Raw genomic sequence first — 20,666 nt, 5'->3', positions numbered from 1 at the left:
ATGGCCTTTTTGGCTCAAAGAGCCAAAAAGGCGCGCCGCGCGTCAGCGCGGCGCCGGGCCCAAGCAGCCCTTCCTCCGAATAGGAGGGAGCAGGCTGCGCGGGAGCCCCCCTTTTTCTTGTTTCAAGCTGCTGGTTCTCTGGTTTCAAGGCTTTGGTAACGGGAGGACTGCGCCAGGGTTCATGATCCCCCGAGGGTCCAGTGCCTGTTTGATTGCCTGCATCATTGCCAGCTTCACCGGGTCACCATAGGACTGCAGATCTGCAACCTTCATCCGGCCCACGCCATGTTCTGCGCTAAAAGACCCACCCATATCCTGCACCAGATCATGCACCACGGTTTTCACTGCACCACGCAGGTCGTCGTAGTCCGTGCGCGACCGCCCCTCTGCGGGAAAGACATTGTAGTGCAGGTTGCCATCGCCCAAGTGGCCAAAACAGTTGATGCGCATATCCCCCTGCCCCAAAGCAGCAATTGCTTCGCCCCCGCGTCGGATAAACTCGGGAATAACCGAGATCGGCACCGAAATGTCGTGACTTGCAATCGATCCAACCAGACGATTCGCCTCCGGAATTTGCTCGCGGACCGCCCAGAGTGCCTGAGCCTGCGCTTTTGACTGCGCAATCACCCCATCCTCAGCCAATTCAGCCTCAACCGCAGCTTCAAACAGATCGGACAAGGCAGCAACCGGATCCTGTCCACGGGCCAGCCCCAGATCAATCAGAACCGACCATTGCGGCGCTTGGGCAAAGGGTTGGCGCAGCTGCGGCAGGTGCTGAGCAAGAAACGCCAGCCCTTGCCGGTGCATCAGCTCAAAGGCGCTCACCGCCTCACCCAGTTGGTCCCGCGCCAATGCCAGCAGCGCGATTGCCGCCTCTGGCGACGGCACCACAAACAGCGCCACACCCTGATGGGCGGGGATCGGCGACAGCTTGAGCGCCGCAGCCGTGATCACCCCCAGAGTGCCCTCGGAACCGATCAAAAGGTTGCGCAGGTCATAGCCGGTATTGTCCTTGCGCAGTCGGGTCAGCCCGTTCCAAATCTCGCCACTTGGCAAAACAGCCTCCAGCCCCAGGCACAGGTCACGGGCATTGCCATAGCGCAGCACGTTCACCCCGCCTGCATTGGTGGCCAGGTTGCCACCAATGCGGGCGGTACCCTCCGCCGCCAAGGACAACGGAAACAGCCGCTCCTGCTCTAGAGCAGCCTGCTGTACATCAGCCAAAATAGCGCCGGCTTCTGCCAGGATAACGTTTTCCTGTGGATAGACAGCGCGGATCCGGGACATGCGTTCCAGTGAGATCACCAGGGGCGCCGCCCCCTCCGGCTTCACCTGGCCGCCAACCAACCCGGTGCCGCCCCCGTAGGGCACCACCGGCACACGGGCGGCGTTGGCAGCGCGCAACAGCGTTGCCACCTCTGCGGTGCTGTTTGGTTTGGCCAATAGCCCCGCCTGTCCCTGGTAGCGCCCGCGCGGCTCCTCCAGGTATCTCGGCGCGCAGGGGCCCAACACCCCCTCGGGCAAGGAAGCGGTCAGGCTGGCGGCGAAGGCGGCATCTGCAGGTGAATAGCTCATGCCCCTGCATCTCCAATCCCAGCCCCCGTGGCAAGCTTTTCTCGCCGACCTATCCCGGTAAAGAAGCAGACCACCGGTTTGAACAACTCCAAAATGCGCCACGGGGTGCCAGACTGGTTGCCAGACGGGTTTCCAGTCTGCTGGCACTGGGAGCACCCGCGCCGCGCGCTTGCGCGGCGCGGGGCCCAACGCTTATGTGACAGACCCGGGCCGTCAGGCAGGGGGCTATCGCAAAAGGGGCGGGAGGCCCCCCTCTTTGATCAGCAATCAGGTCCGATAACACCCAGCCCACAGTGATCCTCAACAGTATCAGGGGCTACCCCGCCTGTGTGCGGCCTCGACGGTCATGGCGTAGGGCAGCATATAGAACATGGGTGCGCCAGCGTCCGGCAATTTGCAGATAGGACTGGGCAACGCCTTCGTATTTGAACCCGGATTTTTCCAACAACCCGCGCGAGGCGGCATTTTCCGGCAGGCAGGCCGCCTCAATCCGGCTGAGATCCAGCTTGCCGTAGGCGTAGTGCACCACGGTGCCAATGGCCTCGCGCATATAGCCCTGACGCCCAAAGGGCTGACCAGTCCAGTACCCCAGCGTGCCGGCCATGGCCGGGCCGCGGCGGATATTGTCCAGGGTAATGGCACCAACGATCACCTGATCCTCGCGCCGGATCAGAAACAGCGGTAGCGCCGTCCCCCCAGAAACCGAGCGCTGCGCCCAGTACACCCGGTTGGTAAAGCTCTTGCGGCCCAGATGATCGGGCGCCCAGGCGGGCTCCCAGGGGGTCAGGTAGTCGCGGCTTTGCAAGCGCAGCGCCGCCCAGGCCTGAAAATCGGAATGCACCGGTGGGCGCAGCGTCAGCCGCTCGGTCTCAAGTCGAAGTTTGCGACGGCTCAGCAGCATCAGGCAACACGGCGCTCCTGCAGCGCGGCGAGGCTGGGGGCGCCCTCAACAGGCCCATAGAGCGCCATCGCCGCCGGGGCGCGCACCGCAAGCTGTTCGGCCATGGCGCGCACATCCGCAGTGCTGACGGCATCAATCAGTTTCACCGTCTCCTCAAGCGCAGGCACCCGGTCCCAGATCTGTACCAGACGTGCCAGACGTTCGGCGCGGTTGGTGGGGCTTTCCAGCCCCATCAGCATACCTGCCTTCATCTGCGCCCGGGCCCGCTCCACCTCGGCATCCGACATGTCTGTTGCGGCGCGCTTCATCTCATCCACAGTGATATGGGCGAGTTCTTCGACCTGATCCGCAGAGGTGCCGGCATAGATCGTGGTGCTGCCGGTATCCGCATGGGCGCCAGCCTGGGCAAAGATGGTATAGCACAACCCGCGTTTTTCCCGCACTTCCTGAAACAGGCGGCTGGACATACCGCCCCCCATGACGGCCGAATAGATCTGCGCCGTATAGATAGCGTCATCGCGGTAGCCTGGGCTTTCAAAGGACAGGGCAAAATGCGCCTGCTCCAGATCCTTGGCGTGACGGGCCTCACCGCCGGTGAACTGTGCAGGCTCCATCACCAGCGCTGGCCGCGCCGTCATATCACCAAACAGATCCTCCGCCAGTTTGACCAGTGCGTCGTGATCCACCGCGCCGGCTGCTGACAGGATCATCTGCCCCGGGCCATAATGTTCCGAGACAAACTGCGTCAGATCCTCGCGGGTGAAGGCGCTGACCCGCTCTGCCGGGCCCAGGATGGTGCGGCCCAGCGGCTGGTCGTGATAGCTTTCTTCCTGCAGCCAATCAAAGATCACATCGTCCGGCGTATCCAGCGCCTGGCCGATCTCTTGCAGGATGACGCCGCGCTCCACCTCGATCTCGCGCGGGTCAAACACCGGATTGCGCAGAATATCCGCCAGCACATCCAGCGCCAGCGGCACATCATCCTTGAGCACCCGCGCGTAATAGGCAGTCACCTCGCGCGAGGTATAGGCGTTGATATAACCGCCCACATCCTCCACCGCCTCGGCGATCTGCAGGGCGCTGCGCCGCTTGGTGCCCTTGAACGCCATATGCTCGAGAAAATGCGCAATGCCGTTCTGCTCGAGGCGTTCATTGCGGCCACCGGCGGTCACCCAGATGCCGATCGAGGCCGATTGCAGACCCGGCATGGCCTCGGTGACAATGCGAAAGCCATTGGCGAGTTGGTGCTGTTGGACGCTCACTGAATAGATCTCATTATGCGATGTTCTTTCTGATGTGGTCTTCGATGGCCGCCAGATCATTGTCGATCCGGCTCAGCCGTTCCTCACGCTCATACAGATCCGCCATACGGTCCGGCAAGTCCGGATATTGACCAGAGGCCTTTTCCACCGCTGCCGGGAATTTTGCCGGATGCGCTGTCGCCAGGGTGATCATTGGCACATCAGCCGCCCGTTGCTCTGCTGCGACCTTTACCGCAACCGCGCCATGGGGGCACAACAACTCACCAGAGGCCGCAAGCTCGGATTTGATGGTCGCCAGCGTTTCCTCTTCCGAGGCACGGCCCGATTTATAGGTTTCCGACAGGGCCTGCATGGCGCCCTGGCTGACCTCAAAACCGCCGTTCTTCAGCTCCCCCATCAGCTGCGCCACAGCGCTGGCGTCTTTGTCATAGGCAAAATAGAGCGCCCGTTCAAAGTTGGACGAGACCTGGATATCCATTGAGGGCGAAATCGACGGGACGGTATCGCCCTTGTGGTAGCCCTGACCTTCGAGGCAGCGGTGCAGAATGTCGTTTTGGTTGGTGGCCACCACCAGATCCTTGATCGGCAGGCCCATCTGTTTGGCAATGTAGCCTGCAAAGATATCGCCAAAGTTACCGGTGGGCACGGTAAAGCTCACCTCCCGTTCCGGTGCCCCAAGGCTGACAGCGGAGGAGAAGTAATAGACCACCTGCGCCAGCACCCGCGCGATATTGATCGAATTCACCCCGGCGAGTTTCACCCCATCGCGGAACTCAAAGTCGTTGAACATGTCTTTGACCCGGGCCTGGCAATCATCAAAGTCACCCTCCAGCGCCAGCGCATGTACGTTCTGATCCGCAGGTGTGGTCATCTGGCGGCGCTGCACCTCGGACACCCGGCCATGGGGGTACAGGATAAAGACATCCACGTTGCTGAGCCCGCGAAAGGCCTCCATCGCCGCAGATCCGGTATCGCCAGAGGTGGCTCCGGCAATGGTGACGCGATCGTTGCGGCGCTGCAGTGCCACCTGAAACAGCTGACCAATCAGCTGCATGGCAAAGTCTTTGAAGGCCAGCGTCGGCCCGTGGAACAGTTCCAACAGGAAGTGATTTGGCGCCAGCTGTTTCAGCGGCGCGCGGGCGGCGTGGTTGAATCCGGCATAGGCGCGTTCGATGATGCCACGAAATTCTTCGTCGGTGAAACAATCGCCCAGAAAGGGCTTCATCACCCGAAAGGCAGTTTCCTCATAGGACAGGCCAGACAGGGCGGCGATCTCATCCCGGCTGAGGGTTGGGATCTCGGCAGGCACATACAGCCCCCCGTCACGGGCGAGACCGGTCAGCATGGCCTCTTCAAATGTCAGCTCGGGCGCCTGCCCACGGGTAGAGATATATTTCATCGCTTCAGCCTTCGGATTTGGCGCGGGAACGCCATAGAAAAGAGGCAGTCATCGCGGCCCAGATAAAGGCCAGCGAAAACCAGGTGATCGCATATTGCAAGTGGTTGTTCGGAATGCCCTCAGCCGTCACAGCCTGTGGTGTCACGGCTGTTTCGGGCGTGATACTGCGGGCAACAATCAAAACCGGCTCGGTGCCCAGTTGTTCAGCCATATAGGCAAGGTCACGTGCATAAAGGATATTGGTATCGACTTCCGGCGCCGGCGTGGTCCAGTCGCCCTCATCCGGCCACAGAAGGTTCCCCGTCACCAAAACCGCTGCGGAGCTGCGGCGGCTATCCTTGTCAGCCGCCGGAACAAAGCCCTGATCCAGAAGCAGACGGCGTCCATCGCCTGTTTCCAGGGCAGAGATCACACGATAGCCCGTTTCGGCCTCTTTGGTGACCCAGAAGACATGCAGTTCCTGCGTCCCCAGCTCCCCCGCGGCGGTGACGGCACGGTAGCGGTCTTGAGCTTCGGATGGCGTCAGCGGGACATCCACAGGCGTCGCTGCGATGCGGGTCTGAATGACCTCCAATAGATCCGCTTTCCAAGCCAGACGCTGCACCTGCCAGGTGCCCAGCCCCAGCAGGATCGCCAGTCCAAGCCCGCCAATGGCGGAAAGGAAAATCAGTCGCTGCATGTCAGTTCCGTTGCCACAAAAAACAGCGCATGAGTTGCCCCATGCGCTGTGCTTGATACGGTCTGTTGCGTCGTTTTGAAACCTCAAACATGTACCCGGTACATTCCACCGGGCACTGGATTGATGATTACAAGCCCGAGGTGCCCCAGACATAGACTGCGAAGAACAGGAACAGCCAGACAACGTCCACGAAGTGCCAGTACCAGGCTGCGGCCTCAAAACCGACGTGCTGCTCGGGGGTGAAATCACCCTTCATCGCACGGATCAGGCACACAATCAGGAAGATGGTGCCCAACAGGACGTGGAAGCCGTGGAAGCCAGTTGCCATGAAGAAGTTGGAGTAGAACTCATCACCGCCAAACTGCCAGCCTTCGTGCAGCAGGTGGGCGTATTCGTAGCCCTGCAGGAAGGTGAAGAAAATGCCAAGCACGATACCAATGGACAGGCCCTGGATCAGCGCCTTGCGGTCATTGTTGTGCACCAGCGCGTGGTGCGCCCAGGTGACGGCACAGCCCGACAGCAGCAGCACAAGCGTGTTGATCAAAGGCAGGTGGAACGGGTCCACCCCGTAAATCTCTGGCTTGGCATATTCGGTGCCAAAGTATTCTTCCATTGGGTACATGGCGTGTTTGAAGAACGACCAGAACCACGCGAAGAAGAACATCACTTCGGACATCACGAAGAGAATGAAACCGTAGCGCAGCCCGATGCGGACCACTGGGGCGTGATCTCCCTGGCGGGCCTCGACGACCATCTGGGACCACCAGTCAAAGCTGACATAGAGCACCATGACGAGACCGCCCCAGAACATCCAGGCCGTGATACCCTGCATCCACAGAACGGCACCGAAGAGCATGATGAAACCGCCAAGAGCTGCCAAAAATGGCAGAATCGATGGAGGCAGAATGTGAAAATCGTGATTTTTAGCGTGCGCCATTTAAGTGTCCCTCACCCGTCGGCCTGGTTCGTAGTAAGATCTGCCCCGGTGTTGTCCCCGGTATCGAGGGCGGCATAGCCCTCGGGCAGATCGATTTCATAAAACGTGTACGAAAGCGTTATCGTATGCACGAATTTCCCGTCCCGGTCGGTAACGATTTCCGGGTCGACAAAGAAGGTCACGGGCATTTCCACCCGCTCCCCTGGTTGCAGCACCTGCTCGGTAAAGCAGAAGCAGTCGATTTTTTCAAAGAACGCGCCTGCGGAATAGGGCGTCACATTGTAAGAGGCCTGGCCGGCAATGGGCCGGTCCGTTGGATTGTAGGCCTCGTAGAAGGCCAGACCAGTATCACCGATCTGGATTTCCATTTCCCGCTGCACGGGTTTGAATTCCCAGGCAAAGTCGCGTTCTTTGGAACCGTCAAACCGTATGGTGACCGTCTTATCCAGAACCGTATCAGAGCCGCGCTCGGCCACCCCAGTGACGCCACCAAAGCCGGTGACCCGGCAGAACCAGTCGTAAAACGGCACCGAGGCCCAGGACAATGCGCCCATGGTGACGACAACACCCACCAGCTGCAAAACTGTTTTTTGTGGCCCCTGCAGCGCCATCAGTTCTGCTCACTTTGTGTTTGCGGGAACTGGAACCCGTTCGAGGTCACCTTGACGATGGTCAAGGCCAACACCAGCACCACAAAGCTGCCCAGCAACAGGCCAACGCCCATATTGCGGCCAAAACGGCGTTTGTGCAGGTCGTGTTCTTTGTTCAAAGCCATCTTACCAGCCTCCCAATCCATAGGGTTTCAGCGATGCTTCTACCAAGATGGCGCCAAAATGCAGGAAAAGATACAGCAGCGACAGCTTGAAGAACCTGCGCTCCGCCTTGAAGTTATCCTCTTCCGAATTGGTTTCATCGCGGCGGAAAATCTTCCAGGCGCCGAGCAGGAACAAGGCATTCATGACAACAGCGACGGCAAGGTAAATCGGCCCGCCGATGCCAGAAAAGGATGTTCCAATGGCTAGAATGGCCAGCAGGATCGTATAGACCAGGATATGAACCCGGGTGGCGCGGCGGCCATGGGTCACGGTCAGCATCGGCACGCCCGCATCATCGTAATCCGAGCGCATGAACAGGGCCAGGGCCCAGAAATGCGGCGGCGTCCACATGAAGGTCAGGGCAAACATCAGCCAGGGCTCAACCGACATGGTGCCGGTGGCGGCAATCCAGCCGATCACCGGGGGGAACGCCCCCGCGGCACTGCCAATAACGATGTTCTGTGGCGTCGCCCGCTTCAGCCACATGGTGTAGACCACCACATAAAAGAAGATGGTAAAGGCCAGGAAAGCGCCGGCAAAGACATTGGTCGCCAGCGCCAGCATGATCACCGACATGCCCGACAGCGCCAGCCCCAGGCTCAGCGCCTCGCCTGCCTCGACCTTGCCGGCGGGAATGGGGCGCGATTTGGTGCGCTTCATCACCTGGTCGATGTCGGCGTCCCACCACATGTTCAGCGCCCCGGAGGCGCCGCCGCCGATCGCGATAAACAATACGGCACAAAAGCCAATCACCGGATGCACGCCTACAGGGGCCGCCAACAGGCCAACAAAGGCCGTAAAGACGACCAGTGACATCACCCGCGGCTTGAGCAGGGCGAAATAATCGCCAAAGCTGGCCTCGTCTTCACGGGGAGTGCTGGCGTTGATGCTTGCGTCGCTCATCATAGACCCTTTTGTCGACCAGAAATGCGCAGACCCCTGCGCATTTCTCTGGTTTCAAACCCCTTCCGGGCGCCCTTCAGCGCGCCGGGGGAGCAGATTGGTGAGGCGTGCCTCAGTTGGAAGCAACCTGATAAGACTGGGGCAGACCGGCGTATTCGTCGATCGCACCTTGCAGCCACGCGTCATAGGCCTCTTGGCTGACCACTTTCACAGTGATCGGCATATAGGCGTGGTCCTTGCCGCACAGCTCGGAACACTGACCAAAGTAGATACCTTCCTTGTCCGCCTTGAACCACAGCTCGGCCAGACGGCCAGGAACCGCATCCTGCTTTACGCCAAAGGCGGGAATGGTCCAGGAGTGGATCACATCGGCACCGGTCACCTGCATCACGATGGTTTTGCCAACCGGCACAACAACCGAAGTATCTGTGGCCAGCAGGAATTCATCTTCGTTGAAACCCGCATCCACCAGCTTGGCGCGCATCGCATCGTCCAAAACAAATGGGGTCACATCGGCATCTGCAGCGCGGACTGTTTCATCCAATGTCGAGGGGTTGCCCAACATGTAGCTTTCAAACCCAAAGCCGTGATCGACATACTCATAGCCCCAGTACCACTGGTAGCCTGTCACCTTGATGGTAACGTCGCCTTTTGGGATTTCCTGTTGGCGGAACAGTTCGGGCAAGGAGAAGGAACCGATGAAAACCAAAACCAGGATTGGGATCAGCGTCCAGGCGATTTCGATAGGTGTGTGGTGGGTAAAGGCGGCAGGTGTTGGATTGGCGCGACGGTTGAACCGTACAATCGCATAAAGCAGCAAACCCGCAACAAAAACGCAGACCACGGTGATGATGACAAGAATCATCCAGTCGAGTTTGTGGATACCCTCCGCCAGTTCAGTCCCCGCTGGCTGGAAGTTCAGGCCGCCGTTGGTTGGCTTGCCAATTGTTTCTAGTGCTTCTTGCGCCATGGCTGGAAGACTGGAAAGGCCAGCAAAAAGGCCCGAAAGCATCAAAGCATTCTTCATATCATGTCCTGATCGTTTGTGATCGATTTATTCTTACAGCCGATTGCGCCCCATGGAGAGTTGATTCCACAAATCGCGCTCGTACCCGTTGTCTTTGATGCTGCTTAAAATCATATTCAGGCGTACAGATAAAGAGGCAGGCGAGCGTCAAAGCGTCGCTTTCTTGATTTAGATCAAAAAAACCTGAGGTCCGTGACATGGAAAACCCAGCCTTTCGACCCTTTGAAACCCTCCTCCCCGAGGATGAGGCCCTGCCAATCCTGCACGAAACCCTTGCAGGCGCCGAAGATGGAGAGATATTTGCCGAGCGTCACAAATCAGAGGCCCTGATGTTTGACGATGGTCGCCTGCGAAGCGCCAGCTATGATGCCTCCGAAGGGTTTGGCCTGCGGGCGGTCAACGGCGAGGTGGCCGGATACGCGCATTCCACCGAGGTTTCCATTGCCGCCCTGAAACGGGCAGCACAAACCGCGCGACTGGCAGTGGGGGAGGGCGGCGGCACCTATGCGGATGCCCCCCAGGCGACCAACAAACGGCTTTATACAGACGCGGATCCGATTGGCGACCTGCCCTTCCCCGTCAAGGTCGAGACCCTGCGCGAGATTGACGCCTATGCCCGTGATCTAGATCAAAGAGTGGTGCAGGTCTCCGCTTCGATTGCCGCCTCGCTGCAGGAAATCGAAATCCTGCGCGCCGATGGGGTGCGGGTGCGCGACACCCGGCCGATGACCCGGCTGAATGTGTCGGTGATTGTCGAACAGGACGGGCGGCGCGAAAGCGGCTCGGCTGGCGGCGGAGGCCGTGTCGGGCTGGACGGGCTGATAGATCCCGCCGCCTGGGCCGACAAGGCCAAAGAGGCACTGCGCATTGCCCTGGTCAACCTGGAGGCGGTCCCCGCCCCGGCGGGCGCCATGGAAGTGGTGCTTGGCCCCGGTTGGCCCGGCATTTTGCTGCACGAAGCCATCGGTCACGGGCTGGAAGGCGATTTCAACCGCAAGGGCAGCTCTGCCTTTGCCGGGCTGATGGGGCAACGCATTGCGGCCCCCGGCGTTACTGTGCTGGATGATGGCACCATCGCGGATCGGCGCGGCTCGATCACCGTGGATGACGAAGGCACCCCGTCGCAAAAGAACACCCTGATCGAAGACGGCATTCTGGTGGGCTTTATGCAGGACCGCCAGAACGCCCGCCTTATGGGGGTTGAGCCAACCGGCAACGGGCGACGCCAAAGCTACGCCCACGCGCCAATGCCCCGGATGACCAACACCTATATGCTGGGCGGCGAAACAGACCCCGCCGATCTGGTTGCCGGCGTCAAAGACGGCATCTGGGCCGTTGGGTTTGGTGGCGGCCAAGTTGATATTACCAATGGCAAATTTGTCTTTTCCTGCACCGAAGCCTACCGGGTGGAGAACGGCAAGGTGGGCGCCCCGGTCAAAGGCGCCACCCTTATCGGCGATGGCGCCACCGCGCTGAAACAAATCCGGGCACTGGGCAATGACATGCAGCTGGACCCGGGCATGGGCAACTGCGGCAAGGCCGGACAATGGGTGCCGGTTGGCGTGGGGCAACCCAGCGTGCTGATGGATGGGCTGACGGTTGGCGGTTCGGCAACTTGAGATCACGCGCCGTGCTTTACGGCAGGCGACTTTCTCAACCCCAGCCCGCCGCTCGCAAAGGCCAAAACCCGCCCCCTAAAGGGCGGAAAAAAGCTATCATAAATCGCGAGGATACGCGGGTTCTTTACCAAAAACGCGGCCGATTTGGGCGCGTTTTTTTGGAATTTTTGCGGGCTATTACAAGGAAAAACAGGCAAGCTGGTACCAGAAGCACGAATCTTTACTGTTAGTTTTCAATGCCCTGCAAAGGGTTTTCGTAGGATCTCTAAAAATCACGCTCAGGTTGTCGAAAATCTTTGGATAATTTTCAAATATTCACCGCCTGTTAACTGTTTCTAGGGTATCCCTTTAACTGCAAATAGGCGGAGCGACGGATGACCGAGGAAGCACATTCTTCCACTCACCCCCCACTCCCACCCACCACGGAAGATAGCTGGTTTTCCAAGCTCCGCCTTTTGCGCTCTCGACGTGTAGGCCCGGTGACGTTTCACCGCCTCCTCGCAGAGCATGGTTCAGCGCAGAACGCGCTGGATGCGTTGCCAAAAATGGCACGTGCCGCCGGAATGTCAGGATATGAAATATGCCCTGCAAGTGCGGTCACCGCAGAAGTAAACGCCGCAAAAGCCGCCAAAGCGCGGCTTTTGTGCTTTGATGCTCCGCTCTACCCCCCTGCACTCTCGCAGCTTAGCTCAGCGCCACCGTTGCTCTGGGCGATTGGCGATTTGCAGCATCTGACCCGACCAATGATTGCCCTGGTCGGCGCCCGCAATGCCTCCTCTTTGGGGACCCGCATGGCCCGTAGCCTGGCCCGGGATCTGGGTGCAGCGGGATTTACCGTGGTGTCAGGTCTGGCGCGGGGCGTGGATACTGCGGCCCATCTTGCCAGCCTGGAAACCGGCACCATTGCGGTTCTGGCCGGGGGCTGTGATGTGATTTATCCCTCGCAAAATACCGACCTGGCCCAAAATATCGCCCGCAAGGGCCTGATCCTGTCAGAACAACCCATGCAGCGTACCCCCCAGGCCCGTGATTTTCCCAAACGCAACCGCATCATTGCCGGTCTCGCCCAGGCCGTCATCGTGGTTGAGGCCGCCGGTCGATCCGGCAGCCTGATCACCGCCCGTGACGCGCTGGATCTGGGGCGCGAGGTCATGGCGGTCCCCGGTCACCCCTTTGACGCCCGCGCTTTTGGCTGCAATGCTCTGATCCGCGACGGCGCGGTACTGGTGCGCAACGCTGAAGATGTCATTGCAGCGCTGCCCCCGATGTCATTTACGGCAACTGGCAGCGTGTCAACCGCTGCCCCACCAGCGCCTGAGGTCTCCAAACCCGCGGCATCTGGCCGCAAGGAGACTGTGACAGAAAAACTGACGCAGCTTTCGGCCCTGACCCAGGCTCTGGCAGGGGTGCCGACGCCGCCGCCGGAAAAGCGCAGCCTGAAAGAAACTGCGGCCTTGCATCAGATGATTCTGGCCGGCCTCGGCCCCAGCCCGACGGCTTCCGACCAGTTGATGCGCGATCTGGAGCTGACACCGCAGGCTTTCACCCCGGCGCTGACCGAACTGGAGCTGGAGGGCAAGATCAGCCGTATTCCCGGCGGCCTGCTCACCCGGCGCAACCGCGGGGACAAGAGTGGATAGCCTGCCCCGCAACACCCGCCCGCCCCGTGTCTTTGCGCCCCCCGAGAGGGGCGAAAAGTCACCCCAAACATGACGTGGATCAGGTCAGAAAACGCCCCTGACAGCAGTCACACCTCCTGCGTCCAATGCTCTCTCATTGACATTCTCCCCTTGCGCCGCTGAACTTGCGCAGCCATAGAACGCCCGTTAGTGCACTTAAGAGGCCAAAGAATTACATGCCAGTTGTTGTTGTCGAATCCCCGGCCAAAGCCAAAACAATCAATAAGTACCTGGGGTCAGACTATACCGTTCTGGCCTCTTATGGCCATGTGCGCGACCTGCCCGCCAAAAACGGATCGGTCGATACCGACAACGAATTTGAAATGACATGGGAGATTGGCAACGACAGCCGCAAACATGTCAAAGCCATCGCCGATGCGCTGAAAGAAGACAACGAACTGATTCTCGCAACTGACCCCGATCGCGAAGGCGAGGCGATCAGCTGGCACCTGCAACAGGCGCTAACCAAACGGCGCTCGATCAAAAAGGATACGCCCGTCAGCCGGGTGACCTTTAATGCCATCACCAAAGAGGCCGTGGCCGAGGCCATGCGCAATCCGCGTCAGGTGGATATGCCCCTGGTCGAAGCCTATCTGGCCCGCCGCGCGCTCGATTATCTGGTGGGGTTCAACCTGTCGCCGGTTCTATGGCGCAAACTACCCGGCGCGCGCTCGGCCGGGCGAGTGCAATCGGTCTGCCTGCGCCTGATCGTTGAGCGCGAAATGGAGATCGAGGCGTTTAATCCGCAGGAATACTGGTCGGTCAAAGCCAATATGACCACTCCGCGCGGTCAGGATTTTGAAGCCCGCCTCACGGTACTGGGCGGCGATAAGCTCGACAAATACAGCCTGGCCAATTCCACTGCCGCCGAACTGGCGGTGCAGGCAGTATCCAGCCGCAACATGGTGGCTCAATCGGTAGAGGCCAAGCCCGCCTCCCGCAATCCATCTGCCCCCTTCATGACCTCGACCCTGCAACAAGAAGCCAGCCGCAAATTTGGCATGGGTGCCAAGCAGTGCATGAACGCCGCTCAGCGGCTTTATGAGGCGGGTCTCATCACCTATATGCGAACCGATGGCATCGATATGGCGCCTGAGGCGGTGCAGGCCGCGCGCGATGAAATCAAGACACGCTACGGGGCGGAATATGTTCCCAGCTCCCCGCGCATCTACAAGAACAAGGCCAAGAACGCGCAAGAGGCCCACGAATGTATCCGCCCCACCGAAATGGGCCGCGACGCCAAAAGCCTGAAGGTCTCGGAAGAGGACCAGCGTCGGCTGTATGATCTGATCTGGAAGCGCACCCTGGCCTGCCAGATGGCCGGTGCCCGGCTGGAGCGCACCACGGTTGATCTGGGCTCTGACGATGGCCAGGTGGTGCTGCGCGCCACCGGTCAGGTGATGCTGTTTGACGGCTTCCTCCGGGTTTATGAGGAAGGCCGCGATGACGTGGTCGACGAAGACGACAAGCGCCTGCCGCAGATCATGCAGGGCGAAGCGATGAAGTTCTCCGCCACCATGGGGCCACAGGCCGACAAGGCTGGCAAAGACGCCTCGATCCTGTCGGACAACAAGGCGGTTCTGGGGCTGCAGCACCACACCCAACCACCGCCGCGCTTTACCGAGGCAACCCTGGTCAAGCGGATGGAAGAGCTGGGCATTGGTCGCCCCTCTACCTATGCCAGCGTCATCACCACAATTCAGGACCGCGAATATGTCCGTAAGGACAAGAACCGGCTCTACCCCGAAGACAAGGGCCGCATCGTCACCATCTTCCTGCTGAACTTTTTCCGCACCTATGTGGGCTATGAGTTCACCGCCAATCTGGAAGGTGAATTGGATGACGTCAGTGCAGGCGGGCGCGACTACAAAGACATCCTAAGCAAATTCTGGCGCGATTTTTCGGCTGCGATCTCAGAAACTTCGGATCTGCGGATCTCGGAAGTGCTGGATGTGCTGGACGAAACCCTCGCACCACAGCTGTACCCGCCGCGCGAAGACGGCACCGATCCGCGCGTCTGCCCAAAATGCGGCGCCGGTCAGCTGCATCTGAAGACCTCGCGCACCGGTGGCTTTGTCGGCTGCGGCAACTACCCCGAGTGCAACTATACCCGCCCCATTTCGGGTGAGGGCGCCGAGGGCTATGAAAAGGTTCTGGGGGAAGACGACGGTGATGAAATTCATCTCAAGTCCGGTCGCTTTGGCCCCTATGTGCAACGCGGCGAGGCCACGCCCGAGAACAAAAAACCACCGCGCTCATCGCTGCCGAAACAGGGCAAGGAATTCCTGGCCGGCTGGGGCCCAAATGAGGTGACGTTGGAACAGGCGGTTACCCTGCTGACCCTGCCGCGTGAAATTGGCCCCCACCCCGAAGGCGGCGTCATTGCGGCCAATCTGGGTCGGTTTGGCCCCTATATCATGCACCAGCTGCCGGATGAGGAAAAACCCGTTTACGCCAATCTGAAAGAGACACTGGATGTCTTTGAAATCGGCATGAACCGGGCGATGGAGATGATCACCGAGAAGCGCAACAATCCGGGCCGCGGTCGTCGGGCAGCCGCCAAGGCGCTGCGCGAACTGGGCGAACATCCTGACAGCGGCGGCGCAATCCAGATCATGGATGGCCGGTATGGGCCGTATGTGAAGTGGGAAAAGGTCAATGCCACGATCCCGAAAGAGGTCGAGGTGAAGGATGTGACCCTGGAACAGGCGGTGGAGTGGATTGCCGAGAAGGCTGGTAAATCGGGGGCAAAGAAAAAGGCCCCGGCCAAGAAAAAAGCACCTGCCAAAAAAGCGACAGCCAAAAAGCCCGCAGCGAAGAAGCCTGCGGCCAAGAAAGCTGCACCAAAGACCGCCGCCGCAAAGGCCACCACGACAAAGGCCACAGACAGCAACTAACCTCTGTCTGTCGGCCCCAAGGTCGCAGTTGGGGGCGCTGCCCCCGGCCCCCTTTTTTTTGGGGGGCCTCCCCCGAGGTATTTTCGGTAAGATGAAACCCAGCCGTTGCAACGCCTGCTGCTGTAGGATGCGGCGGACGGCTCGTTTTGGGACGCCGGGCTGACGGCTCCGTAGTAATACGCGCGCTGATCAGTATTATTGACTCCGCGCCGCCTCGGGGCCAGAACCGGGGCAACTGGCTGTTGATGGGAGAACTCAATGAAGAAGATCTATTCCAGCGCCTCTGAAGCACTTGATGGGTTGCTTCATGACGGCATGTTCATTGCGGCGGGTGGCTTTGGCCTCTGCGGCATTCCCGAGCTGTTGCTCGATGCAATCAAGGAGGCAGGCACCAAGGATCTGACCTTTGCCTCCAACAATGCGGGTGTCGATGATTTTGGCATTGGCATTTTGCTGCAGACCAAACAGGTCAAGAAGATGATCTCTTCTTATGTGGGGGAAAACGCTGAATTTATGCGTCAGTATCTCAGCAATGAGCTGGAGCTGGAATTCAACCCGCAAGGCACCCTGGCTGAGCGCATGCGTGCCGGTGGTGCTGGCATTCCCGGGTTCTACACCAAGACCGGTGTGGGCACCGTGATTGCCGAGGGCAAAGAGCACAAGGATTTTCCCACCGGCGCCGACGGCCAGCCTGAGACCTATATCATGGAAGAGGGCATTTTTGCCGATCTCGCCATCGTAAAGGCCTGGAAAGCTGACGAAACCGGCAATCTGGTGTTCCGCAAGACCGCGCGCAACTTTAACGCGCCTGCCGCCACCTGTGGCAAGGTTTGCATTGTTGAAGTCGAAGAGATCGTGCCCACGGGCAGCCTGGAGCCCGACAGCATTCACCTGCCCGGCATCTATGTGCATCGCATCATCAAAGGCGATCACGAGAAACGCATCGAACAGCGCACTGTGCGCCAGAAGGAGGCCTGATCCATGGCATGGGACCGCAATCAAATGGCCGCCCGCGCAGCGCTGGAACTGCAGGACGGCTGGTATGTGAACCTCGGCATCGGTATCCCGACCCTGGTCTCCAACTATATCCCCGAAGGTGTCGAAGTGACGCTTCAGTCGGAAAACGGCATGCTGGGCATGGGCCCCTTCCCTTTTGACGGAGAAGAGGACGCCGATCTGATCAATGCCGGCAAGCAGACCATCACCGAGCTGCCGCAGACCGCCTATTTTGATTCCGCGCAGAGCTTTGCGATGATCCGCGGCGGCAAGATCGCCATGGCCATCCTGGGCGCGATGGAAGTGGCCGAAAACGGCGATCTGGCAAACTGGATGATCCCGGGCAAGCTGGTCAAAGGCATGGGCGGCGCCATGGATCTGGTGGCTGGCGTTGGCCGCGTTGTGGTGGTCATGGATCACACCAACAAACATGGCGACAGCAAGGTGCTGAAAAGCTGCACCCTGCCCCTGACCGGTCAGAAAGTTGTCGACCGCATCATCACCAATCTTGGTGTGCTGGATGTGGTTGAAGGCGGCTTGAAAATCGTTGAATGCGCCGATGGAGTCTCTGAGGAAGAGCTGCGCGCCGCCACCCAGGCCACCATCGTCAACTAAGCCCAAAGGGTCTGTCATTCCGCGCTTTGGTGAGGGACCGCTTTGTTAGAAAGGGCTCGTCTCATTTTGAGATGAGCCCTTTTCGATTCTCGACAGGACCTAAAGGCGAGTATGCTGGCGCAAAACCTGACCTTGACGTAAGGCAAGGGGTCTTTGGAGCAGAGCAGAAAAAATGCTGGGTATGTCGTTTTTAATGCGCCTTTTTCGACGGCATAAAGTCGCTGTGAACACATTGCGGGCAAAATTAACTTGCCAAGCGACACAGGTAGTTTATCCGAAGGCACATATTCAAAAAACACGGCAGGCGCATGACAAACTCCAATGACCTTCCCAAACCGCAGTCTCCTGAGCGGTCTTCGCGCGATTGGGTGAAGATTTTGGCAAAATATCGCGAGCCCAACGAGCTGCGCAGCGGCTTTGAACTGGGGGTCAGCGCGATACCGTTCTTCCTGCTTTGGGCGCTGGCGTGGTGGGCTTTGTCATACAGCTACTGGCTGGCTTTTGCGATCTCGGTGGTAAATGCTGCCTTTTTGCTGCGCCTGTTCACAATCCAACACGACTGCGGCCATGGTGCCTTTTTCAAAAATCGACAGTTGAGCGACTGGGTTGGCCGGATCTTGGGAGTTTTGACCCTCACCCCCTATGATGTCTGGCGCCGGACCCATTCTGAGCACCACAGCGCTGCGGGCAATCTCGACAAGCGTGGCATGGGGGATGTGCACACACTCACCGTGGCGGAGTATCAGGCGCTGTCGCCTTTTGGTAAGTTGCACTACCGGGTCTATCGCAGCCCGTTCACACTGTTTGGCCTGGGGCCAAGCTACCTGTTCCTTCTGCAAAACCGCATCCCGCTGGGTCTGATGAACAGCCTGCGCTATTGGACCAGTGCCATGGGCACCAACCTGGCCATTCTGGCGGCTCTGGGCGCGATCTGGTACTTTGGTGGCCTGTTGCCGCTGTTGCTGATCTTCCTGCCCTCGACCATTCTGGCGGCCACCGCAGGTGTCTGGCTGTTCTACGTGCAGCACCAGTTTGAAACCACCCACTGGGAAAACGCCGGCGATTGGCAACTGCATGATGCGGCGCTCAATGGCAGCTCTTACTATGTCCTGCCAGCGGTCTTGCAATGGTTCACGGCCAATATTGGCATTCACCAGGTCCATCATCTCTATAGCCGTATCCCCTTTTACCGTCTCACCGAGGTGATTAAGGATCATTCCGAGCTGGCGATGAAAAACCGGCTGACCATCCGCGAAAGCCTGGCCTGCGCTCGCCTGCATTTGTGGGATGAAAACAGCAAACGCCTGCTGTCGTTCTCGCAGGCGCGGGCCCTTTACGGGTAAACGCCCAATCAGATGGCACATCCATCATGCGGGGCCATGTGGCCCCGTTTTTTGTGGGGCCTTTGCTATTTTTAAGCCTGCTGGTGATGAGTGCCTGCGCGCCAGATCGCTGCACAAACGGCTGCGATTGCTTCCGGTAGGATCTGCAGCCCCTGTCCATCGACCGGCGACCGCTGATCGGACCGCTGATTAGCCTGCCGAGGCTCTCTCAAACGGTTCTCGCCGTCATTTCACCGGTCGAAACACACAGCCATCGCTGATCAGCTCTGGCGGTGTCAGGCACAGCGCCCGGGCCACTTGATAGGCCGCAAGCACCTTGGGCACATAGTCACGGGTTTCGGCAAAGGGTGGCACGCCTTGATGGGCCCGTACTGCCCCTTCGCCTGCGTTATACCCCGCCAGCGCCAGAACCGCGTCCCCGGAAAATTCGTCAAGCAGCCAATCCAGGTATTGGATGCCGCCACTGATGTTTTGATCCGCCATCAAAGCATCCGACACGCCAAAGCGCGCTGCGGTATCCGGCATCAGCTGCATCAGCCCCTCTGCCCCGGCGCTGCTCACCGCCTCTGCCTTACCTGCGGATTCCACCGCGATCACCGCCAGCACCAGCGCCGGGGACACCTGGCTATCCGCTGAGGCAATCAAGATGGGCACGGCCTGTTCCTGGATGATTTGCTGCATCAGCTGCAAGCCAGGTGCGGAAACCGGGGTTGGTGCGGTCCTGAGCGCCGTCAACGCCAGCTCCAGGCGATTGTGCGTCGGCTCCCCCGCGATCCCGGTTGGAACCCGCTGCCAGAACCAGCCATAGCGGCCAATCTCCCCCGGTGCAGCAGCTGCACTGGTTGCGGCCTGCGGTGCGTCAGCAGAACCGGTCGCAGGCGCCGTCTGCGGTTCCTGGATCTGAATGGTGATCTTTGGCGGTGTGCCGGGCTTGGGCGCAGCAACGCGTCTGGCTTCAAAGGTTGGAAAAGGCTGCGGCACGTTCCTTGGTCTGCCCGCATCACTCTGTTGGGCAGCGATCTCTGCCACCCCGAGGGCCAGAACCAGGGGGGCAATGATAAATGTCATCCCCAATAGAGATCTCTTGGTCATTTCACCGCTCAAAACTTAGGTCTTTTTTCCGGCAGACTCACCGATCCCGGCGCAAAAAGCCAGTTTTACCGCCGCAAATCTGGCAGTTTCGCCATATTTGCCGCCAACCGCCCCAGCAAAGCCCCGAGGATTGACAAAGAGTAAATTCTTAAATTGTTCCATTACAGACACTTACCTGCGATCTTGCCAAAAAGTTAAAATTGGGCAGCGATTTTCAGAATCCGGCCCAATTCCTGCCATGCTCTCCCGGCTATATGTATTCATCCAAGCGACACAGGGTCGGTGAGAGAGAGAGACAGACCCTGAAACGACGTCGCCGGGTAACGCAAAACCTTAGATATCCCTGGAGGGACAATACAATGATCAAATTCATCAAAAACTTCCGCAAAGACGACTCTGGCGCCGTGACTGTTGACTGGGTTGTTCTGACCGCTGCTGTTTGTGCCCTGGCTGGCGCTGCTTATACCGCGATCGAAACTGGTTCCGGCAACCTGACCGCAGACACCAGCGCCTACCTGAGCGGCAAAACTGATACTATTGGTGTTGCTGGTCAGTAATTGACCTTAGCGCGCTAGTATTATCGACGATTGCTTGGGGCCGTGTCTTTGCAAAAGGGCGCGGCCCCTTCCCGAAGCTACATATGAGCGAGGGTTAAATGAAGAAAATTTGGTTGTTTATAGCTAGCGACGACGGCGCTGTAACTGTTGACTGGGTCGTGCTGACCGCGGGAATAATTGGCTTAACAATGTTCGCTTTCAACTCGATGCTTGATGGCACTCTGAGCTTTACAGACGCGGTGATCGAGTACCTGTCAAACTGGGACTTCAGCTAACGCACCCCCATTGGCCAGGCCAAAGGGCTGCACTTTTGTCACTGTAAGACTTATCACCTTACCGGTTCTGCCCTTGGCTAGAGCCGGTTCCAAAA

20 protein-coding genes are annotated in these 20,666 nt (G+C 59.2%); 8 read left to right on the top strand and 12 right to left on the bottom strand.

Annotated features, from left to right (window positions below):
• Positions 1-144: 144 nt before the first annotated feature.
• The 10 genes from N1037_06915 to coxB all read right to left on the bottom strand — a co-directional run bounded on the left by N1037_06915 (position 145) and on the right by coxB (position 9,498).
• Positions 145-1,575, bottom strand: coding sequence for an FAD-binding oxidoreductase (locus N1037_06915; protein UWS80741.1), 1,431 nt, complete (start codon positions 1,573-1,575; stop codon positions 145-147).
• Between the two features lie 316 nt (positions 1,576-1,891).
• Positions 1,892-2,476, bottom strand: coding sequence for a GNAT family N-acetyltransferase (locus tag N1037_06910; GenBank protein UWS80740.1), 585 nt, complete (start codon positions 2,474-2,476; stop codon positions 1,892-1,894).
• Positions 2,476-3,738, bottom strand: coding sequence for an insulinase family protein (locus N1037_06905; protein ID UWS80739.1), 1,263 nt, complete (start codon positions 3,736-3,738; stop codon positions 2,476-2,478). Before N1037_06905 ends, N1037_06910 begins: the two co-directional genes overlap by 1 nt.
• Positions 3,739-3,751: 13 nt before the next feature.
• Positions 3,752-5,137 (bottom strand): threonine synthase, encoded by a 1,386-nt coding sequence (gene thrC, locus N1037_06900; GenBank protein ID UWS80738.1) that lies wholly within the window; start codon positions 5,135-5,137, stop codon positions 3,752-3,754.
• Between the two features lie 4 nt (positions 5,138-5,141).
• Positions 5,142-5,816, bottom strand: a complete 675-nt coding sequence (locus N1037_06895) for an SURF1 family protein (protein UWS80737.1) — start codon at positions 5,814-5,816, stop codon at positions 5,142-5,144.
• Positions 5,817-5,943: 127 nt separating this feature from the next.
• Entirely contained in the window at positions 5,944-6,753 is an 810-nt protein-coding gene (locus N1037_06890) for a cytochrome c oxidase subunit 3 (GenBank protein ID UWS80736.1), read from the bottom strand.
• An 11-nt stretch (positions 6,754-6,764) separates the two neighbouring features.
• Complete coding sequence (locus N1037_06885) at positions 6,765-7,364, bottom strand: cytochrome c oxidase assembly protein (protein UWS80735.1); 600 nt, start codon at positions 7,362-7,364, stop codon at positions 6,765-6,767.
• Positions 7,364-7,528, bottom strand: a complete 165-nt coding sequence (locus tag N1037_06880; protein ID UWS80734.1) for a cytochrome C oxidase assembly protein — start codon at positions 7,526-7,528, stop codon at positions 7,364-7,366. The genes N1037_06885 and N1037_06880 overlap by 1 nt, the downstream gene beginning before the upstream one ends.
• 1 nt (position 7,529) lies before the next feature.
• Positions 7,530-8,471, bottom strand: coding sequence for a heme o synthase (gene cyoE / locus N1037_06875; protein UWS80733.1), 942 nt, complete (start codon positions 8,469-8,471; stop codon positions 7,530-7,532).
• Positions 8,472-8,583: 112 nt separating this feature from the next.
• A complete protein-coding gene (gene coxB, locus N1037_06870) occupies positions 8,584-9,498 on the bottom strand; it encodes a cytochrome c oxidase subunit II (GenBank protein ID UWS80732.1) in 915 nt (304 codons plus the stop codon).
• Positions 9,499-9,695: 197 nt separating this feature from the next.
• Here coxB and tldD point away from each other — a divergent pair, with 197 nt between their 5' ends.
• The 6 genes from tldD (at position 9,696) to N1037_06840 (ending at position 18,647) form a co-directional block, all read left to right on the top strand.
• Positions 9,696-11,117, top strand: a complete 1,422-nt coding sequence (tldD, locus tag N1037_06865) for a metalloprotease TldD (GenBank protein ID UWS80731.1) — start codon at positions 9,696-9,698, stop codon at positions 11,115-11,117.
• Positions 11,118-11,491: 374 nt separating this feature from the next.
• On the top strand, positions 11,492-12,757 hold the full coding sequence (gene dprA / locus N1037_06860; protein UWS80730.1) for a DNA-processing protein DprA: 1,266 nt from the start codon (positions 11,492-11,494) through the stop codon (positions 12,755-12,757).
• 215 nt (positions 12,758-12,972) lie between these two features.
• Positions 12,973-15,693 (top strand): type I DNA topoisomerase, encoded by a 2,721-nt coding sequence (gene topA, locus N1037_06855; protein ID UWS80729.1) that lies wholly within the window; start codon positions 12,973-12,975, stop codon positions 15,691-15,693.
• A 258-nt stretch (positions 15,694-15,951) separates the two neighbouring features.
• Complete coding sequence (locus tag N1037_06850) at positions 15,952-16,671, top strand: CoA transferase subunit A (GenBank protein ID UWS80728.1); 720 nt, start codon at positions 15,952-15,954, stop codon at positions 16,669-16,671.
• 3 nt (positions 16,672-16,674) lie between these two features.
• Positions 16,675-17,304: a 3-oxoacid CoA-transferase subunit B gene (locus N1037_06845; protein ID UWS80727.1), complete on the top strand. Its 630-nt coding sequence runs from the start codon at positions 16,675-16,677 to the stop codon at positions 17,302-17,304.
• A gap of 308 nt (positions 17,305-17,612) precedes the next feature.
• Positions 17,613-18,647: a fatty acid desaturase gene (locus N1037_06840; protein UWS80726.1), complete on the top strand. Its 1,035-nt coding sequence runs from the start codon at positions 17,613-17,615 to the stop codon at positions 18,645-18,647.
• 225 nt (positions 18,648-18,872) lie between these two features.
• Here N1037_06840 and N1037_06835 read toward each other — a convergent pair whose 3' ends face one another.
• Together N1037_06835 and N1037_06830 are read right to left on the bottom strand one after the other, a co-directional pair.
• Entirely contained in the window at positions 18,873-19,739 is an 867-nt protein-coding gene (locus N1037_06835) for a lytic transglycosylase domain-containing protein (GenBank protein ID UWS80725.1), read from the bottom strand.
• Between the two features lie 15 nt (positions 19,740-19,754).
• Positions 19,755-19,901, bottom strand: coding sequence for a hypothetical protein (locus N1037_06830; GenBank protein ID UWS80724.1), 147 nt, complete (start codon positions 19,899-19,901; stop codon positions 19,755-19,757).
• Between the two features lie 197 nt (positions 19,902-20,098).
• Here N1037_06830 and N1037_06825 point away from each other — a divergent pair, with 197 nt between their 5' ends.
• Complete coding sequence (locus tag N1037_06825) at positions 20,099-20,296, top strand: hypothetical protein (protein UWS80723.1); 198 nt, start codon at positions 20,099-20,101, stop codon at positions 20,294-20,296.
• Between the two features lie 98 nt (positions 20,297-20,394).
• Complete coding sequence (locus N1037_06820) at positions 20,395-20,571, top strand: hypothetical protein (GenBank protein ID UWS80722.1); 177 nt, start codon at positions 20,395-20,397, stop codon at positions 20,569-20,571.
• Positions 20,572-20,666: the final 95 nt, after the last annotated feature.

The organism is Phaeobacter sp. G2, assembly GCA_025163595.1.
Taxonomy (GTDB): domain Bacteria; phylum Pseudomonadota; class Alphaproteobacteria; order Rhodobacterales; family Rhodobacteraceae; genus Pseudophaeobacter.
This window is presented reverse-complemented; position numbering and strand designations above follow the sequence as displayed.

Bases quoted from the DNA above. Each gene is read 5' to 3' on its own strand.
- N1037_06880 (UWS80734.1), bottom strand. From the start codon at position 7,528: ATGGCTTTGAACAAAGAACACGACCTGCACAAACGCCGTTTTGGCCGC.
- N1037_06895 (UWS80737.1), bottom strand. From the start codon at position 5,816: ATGCAGCGACTGATTTTCCTTTCCGCCATTGGCGGGCTTGGACTGGCG.
- N1037_06820 (UWS80722.1), top strand. From the start codon at position 20,395: ATGAAGAAAATTTGGTTGTTTATAGCTAGCGACGACGGCGCTGTAACT.
- topA (UWS80729.1), top strand. From the start codon at position 12,973: ATGCCAGTTGTTGTTGTCGAATCCCCGGCCAAAGCCAAAACAATCAAT.
- N1037_06835 (UWS80725.1), bottom strand. From the start codon at position 19,739: ATGACCAAGAGATCTCTATTGGGGATGACATTTATCATTGCCCCCCTG.
- cyoE (UWS80733.1), bottom strand. From the start codon at position 8,471: ATGAGCGACGCAAGCATCAACGCCAGCACTCCCCGTGAAGACGAGGCC.
- N1037_06840 (UWS80726.1), top strand. From the start codon at position 17,613: ATGACAAACTCCAATGACCTTCCCAAACCGCAGTCTCCTGAGCGGTCT.
- N1037_06915 (UWS80741.1), bottom strand. From the start codon at position 1,575: ATGAGCTATTCACCTGCAGATGCCGCCTTCGCCGCCAGCCTGACCGCT.
- coxB (UWS80732.1), bottom strand. From the start codon at position 9,498: ATGAAGAATGCTTTGATGCTTTCGGGCCTTTTTGCTGGCCTTTCCAGT.
- N1037_06885 (UWS80735.1), bottom strand. From the start codon at position 7,364: ATGGCGCTGCAGGGGCCACAAAAAACAGTTTTGCAGCTGGTGGGTGTT.
- N1037_06910 (UWS80740.1), bottom strand. From the start codon at position 2,476: ATGCTGCTGAGCCGTCGCAAACTTCGACTTGAGACCGAGCGGCTGACG.
- dprA (UWS80730.1), top strand. From the start codon at position 11,492: ATGACCGAGGAAGCACATTCTTCCACTCACCCCCCACTCCCACCCACC.
- tldD (UWS80731.1), top strand. From the start codon at position 9,696: ATGGAAAACCCAGCCTTTCGACCCTTTGAAACCCTCCTCCCCGAGGAT.
- N1037_06845 (UWS80727.1), top strand. From the start codon at position 16,675: ATGGCATGGGACCGCAATCAAATGGCCGCCCGCGCAGCGCTGGAACTG.
- thrC (UWS80738.1), bottom strand. From the start codon at position 5,137: ATGAAATATATCTCTACCCGTGGGCAGGCGCCCGAGCTGACATTTGAA.
- N1037_06850 (UWS80728.1), top strand. From the start codon at position 15,952: ATGAAGAAGATCTATTCCAGCGCCTCTGAAGCACTTGATGGGTTGCTT.
- N1037_06890 (UWS80736.1), bottom strand. From the start codon at position 6,753: ATGGCGCACGCTAAAAATCACGATTTTCACATTCTGCCTCCATCGATT.
- N1037_06825 (UWS80723.1), top strand. From the start codon at position 20,099: ATGATCAAATTCATCAAAAACTTCCGCAAAGACGACTCTGGCGCCGTG.
- N1037_06830 (UWS80724.1), bottom strand. From the start codon at position 19,901: ATGGAACAATTTAAGAATTTACTCTTTGTCAATCCTCGGGGCTTTGCT.